The organism is Peptococcaceae bacterium 1198_IL3148, assembly GCA_036763105.1.
Classification (GTDB): Bacteria; Bacillota; Desulfotomaculia; order Desulfotomaculales; family Desulfohalotomaculaceae; genus JBAIYS01.
On record JBAIYS010000094.1, the window covers coordinates 1 to 233 of the forward strand.

Annotated in this window: 1 protein-coding gene; it reads right to left on the minus strand. The window is 29.6% G+C overall.

The window, feature by feature from the left end:
• Positions 1–233, minus strand: a 233-nt coding sequence (locus V6C27_15015; GenBank protein MEG6617673.1) for a hypothetical protein, incomplete at both ends; no start/stop codon positions are given.

Here is a 233-nt window from a genome sequence, read left to right on the forward strand (position 1 = left end):
TTTACTACCACTATCTATTCGATAGTAAATATTTAACACATCTCCCACATCCTGGTCGGTTACATTGCCTGAAATGGTCATTTTATCGTGTCCTGTAACTGCAGAAAATGGTGGATTATTTGAAGGAATAGATAAACTAATCGAAGGAATTTTATTATTTATTATATTAAAAGTTAAGTTTTTAACGACTGGTGTTATGTTTATATTAGTTGTGTTAAGCGTTATTTGATATT